Here is a 3,945-nt window from a genome sequence, read left to right as displayed (position 1 = left end):
TGGCGCGAGACCCCCCCCCCCCCCCCCCTCCAACCACCCCTCCCGCCACCCCCCCCCCCAAAACTCACCCCCCCCCCCCCGCCGGGGCGGGGGGGGGGGGGGGGGGGGGCCACCCCCCCCCCCCCCCCGGGGCCCGGCACGACCACACCGAACACCTCAACTGTCGAAGGACCGCAGAATGAACGACATCACGGGTGCTGTCATCCGCCGTCCTCAGCGCACGCTCACGCGGGACGAGCGCGAAATGATCAGGGATATCCGCGCGCTGAACTTCCAGGCCGCGTTGCTCATGGGCATCGTTGACCCGGTGCCCGGCGTGTCGCCCATGAGCGAGGACGAGGGTGCGTGGGTACGCGAGCAGGTGTGGCCCGCGTACCTCACGGATCTCGACCGCAAGTACCCCTTCGGTTTCCACCGGTGGGCCATGTGCGAGCGGGGGACCTGCTGGAACTGTCTCAACGATCGCTGCGACCTGTGTGTCCATCGGCAGCGGGGCGGCCCGCACGTGGACGACAACATCGAGTGGGTGCACGGCTCCCGGGGCCGGACCGTCGCGAAGTTCATCGTCCGGCCCGACGACGCGCCGTGCGTGTGGTGGTGCCGGTGCTCCTGCCCCAAGGACGGCCCGCTCCCCGCTGGGACCGCGGCCTCGGCGGAGGCCGGATCCGCCCCGGCGCAGACGGGGGCGGAGCGTCGGCCGGACGGGGCGGAGGACCGCGGAGGCCGCCGGGGTGCCCCGGTCGGCGAGAGCGCCGGCGGCGAACAGGCCACCCTGTTCTGACGGCGGACGTGGAGCGGCCCGGCGGGGCGCAAAAAAGCGTGGGAATCCCGCCGGGCCGTGTGGTCCGGCCACCGAAGGCCCTCAACAGACCCATAACCGAACCAGTCATCATCGTATCCACGACCGACACCTCCAGGAGCACACCCCCATGCAGACCATCGACGGCCGTCAGTGGGCGAGCCGCGAGGACCTGAGCGAGCGCAGCGGCTACAGCCAGGCCACCCTTGCCAACCTGTGGCGCGACCGGGAAGCCAACGGCCACCCTCCGGCCCGCCGGATCGGCCGCGCCCTGTACTGGGACCTGGAGGTGTGGGCCGAGTGGTTCGAGCGGCACCAGGAGAGGCAGACGCCGGGCCAGTGGTTCGAGCGACACCGGCACCAGACGGCGCGCGAGGAGCCGACCGTCGACCGTACGGGCGACCCGGACGAGGAGCTGCCGCCGGCCGGGCAGGCGCGCGTGCTCGGTGTCGACCCCGGCCGGATCACCCAGTACGCCAAGAACCCGCCGCCGGGCTGGCCTGCCCCGGCACGCGTGGAGCAGTTGCCGACGCGCGTCCGTGAGTATCGGACCCGTCGCCAGCTCTGGGACTTCGCCGACAGCAACCCGCGCTTCCGCGCCGTCGGGGGCCGCCCGGTCGGCTACTCCCCGACGAAGGGCAAGGCACCCGACCCCCGTATCCGGCAGGCCGCTGAAGCGCTGGCAGCTCTCCCCGGCAAGGGGCCCGGCGAGGTGGCCGCCGTCCTCGCCGAGCGCCACGGGCAGTCCGTGGCCACCTGGAAGCGGATCATCACCCAGGCCCGCAAGGCGCCCCAGCAGTAGGAGGCCCCCCGGGCCGGACGATGGCCAGCGCGACCCCGGTTCGGGGCGCGCTGGCCATCGTCGTTCACCGACCCGCCCTCAACTCACCTCTTAAGAGGTGGGTTGAACGTGTGGAGGAGGTGGCCGTCGCGCGGGTTCAGGCAGCAGGGGCTCCGCCCCCACACCCCCGGCCCTACTCGGAGGGGGCGGGGGTGGTGCCGATCCTGCGGGCCCGTGGGGGGTTGGGGCTGTGGGGGTCGGGGGGCTCCCTCCCCGGTCGGACTCCCGGAGGGGACCACAGCCCGCGCCGGGCCGCCAGGCCGAGCCGCCTTCGGCGGTCGCGCGAGCGCGAGCCCGGCACCCCGACACGGCCCGCGGTCGGCTGCGCCTGCCCGACCGAGGAGGGAGCCCCCCGACCGGCCCGTCGTGCGGCGGACGCCAGAGGGATGCGGCGGCGCCTGAAATGCCCTCAAAAACGCCTCTGACCTGGGGTTTTGTGGTGTGTTGGATTTGACCCACACCTCATAACTTGAGAGTATTGTCTATGTCGGATGGGGGCGGGAATCCCCACCCGGCCGCCGGGCCCCGGGCCCACACCGAGAACCCCTCAACACTCAGGGACGTGAACCATGGGCCACAGCCATGTCTCCGACGACGCCCCCGCCGGCGGGATGCTCAACCTGCTCCGCCCCGCGCTGGTCAACAGGACCGACACCGACAGCGCCCACCAGGACGCGCAGGACGCGACCGCCATCAGCGCGGCAGCCGGGCACCGCGCGCTGACCGAGTGCCAGACGGCCGCGGCCCTGCTCACCGAGTACGCCGACCTCAACCCCGGGCGGCAGGCCCAGGCGTGGGCGTTCGGCGCGGTCGAGCGCATCGCCGAGTGCGCGCACGCGATCGGCGAAGGAGACGACGAGACTGCCGAAGACCTCGCGCGCGAGGCGCGCGGCGAGAGCGCCGCCATCGCCCTGGGGCGCCTCGAATCCCGGGGCCCGGTCACCGCGGACCGGCTGGCCGCACTGGACGACGAGACCCACGACCTCCTGGAGCGGTACGCGGCGCCGTTCCCGATCGAGTGGCTTTTCGCCCCGGAGCGCGACACCTTCGGCAGCATCCTCCGCAAGCGCGTCATCGTCCTCTTCCACGGCCCCGGAGGACTCTCCCTCGGTCTGCGTGACATCCTCGGCGCGTCCGTCGACATCATCGGCATCGACCTGGACGGCGGCGCCGTCGCCACCGCCAACGCCGCCGGTTTCCGCGTCATCCACGCCGACGTCACCGCACTCGACCCGGAGAACCCGGCGCTCCAGTACGTCAGCATCATCGCCCTCACCCCGCCGTGCCAGGCGTTCACCCCGAGCGGACTCGGCAAGGGCCGCTACATCGCCGCGATCGACGTCATCTGCCGCGTCATCTGGGAGGCAGGCGCGGCCGCCGGGTTCCTCCCCTGGGAGCACTCGGAGACCGGCTACGCGCCCCGCTCCGGCGATACCTGGGACGAGGTTCGAGCACCGCTCGCGGAGCTGGAGGACCCGAACGCCGGACTGATGGCGGAGGTCGCTATCTGGCCGCTCGGGATGCTCGCGCGGCCCGGCAACAACCTCCTGGAGTGCGTCATGGTCGAACAGTCGAGCGCGCTGCCCCGGCAGATCGAAGAGGCGCTGTTCGGTGAGCTGACGCAGGCCGGTTGGCACACCACGGAGGCCTGGACGCTGGACGCCGTCGACTACGGCGCCTCCCACCGCAAGCGCCGGTTCATGACTGCCTACCGCGGTACCGAGAAGCCCTTCGTGGAGGTATTTCCGGCCGCCCCAATTCCGGCCCCGACCTTTGCTCAGGTCGTCGGCTGGCCTACCGGCCGGACCTACCTGACGCGCGGCCACCGGCCGGTCGACCCCGCCACCGGCCGGGCCAAGGGTGGCGGCTCCCGCAGCGCGGACCGGCCCGCGACCTGCGTCACCGCGACCGCGTACGGGTGGGCCGACTCCGAGACCGGCGCGACGATCACCCAGGTCGACATCGGCCGTCTTGTCGGGTTCCCCGCCGACTACCCGTGGAAGCGCGACCCGCTGCGCGGCCGCGGACTCGGCAAGCGCGAACTTGCCCAGCTGCCAGCGGACGCAGTCTGCCCGACGGTGTCCGCCGCGATCTTCGGCCGCATTCTCGGAGACGCCCACTGGGAGAGCAAGGTTCGCGCATACGTACACGGGCTGTACGGCATCGACACCGGGACGACGGTCGCCGAGACCGAGGAGCCCGTACTGACCGCACTCGTGGCGTAGGAGCGCCTGCTTCGGCACCATCACATGCCCCGGGGGGGGGGGGGGGGGCGGGCGCGCCCCCCCGCGCGCGGCGCGGCGGC

3 protein-coding genes are annotated in these 3,945 nt (G+C 73.0%); all 3 read left to right on the top strand.

What is annotated here, in order from left to right; all coding sequences use genetic code 11:
* Nucleotides 1-178 precede the first annotated feature (178 nt).
* The 3 genes from ACFXPK_RS18680 (at nucleotide 179) to ACFXPK_RS18670 (ending at nucleotide 3,865) form a co-directional block, all read left to right on the top strand.
* The gene (locus tag ACFXPK_RS18680; RefSeq protein WP_385076718.1) at nucleotides 179-781 is read left to right on the top strand and encodes a DUF6248 family natural product biosynthesis protein; all 603 of its coding nucleotides are present in this window, start codon (nucleotides 179-181) and stop codon (nucleotides 779-781) included.
* A 148-nt stretch (nucleotides 782-929) separates the two neighbouring features.
* Nucleotides 930-1,601, top strand: coding sequence for a hypothetical protein (locus ACFXPK_RS18675; RefSeq protein ID WP_385076715.1), 672 nt, complete (start codon nucleotides 930-932; stop codon nucleotides 1,599-1,601).
* A 608-nt stretch (nucleotides 1,602-2,209) separates the two neighbouring features.
* Nucleotides 2,210-3,865, top strand: coding sequence for a hypothetical protein (locus ACFXPK_RS18670; protein WP_385076712.1), 1,656 nt, complete (start codon nucleotides 2,210-2,212; stop codon nucleotides 3,863-3,865).
* The last annotated feature ends 80 nt before the right edge of the window (nucleotides 3,866-3,945 follow it).

It is taken from the genome of Streptomyces sp. NPDC059142 (assembly GCF_042755665.1).
Taxonomy (GTDB): Bacteria; Actinomycetota; Actinomycetes; order Streptomycetales; family Streptomycetaceae; genus Streptomyces.
This window is presented reverse-complemented; position numbering and strand designations above follow the sequence as displayed.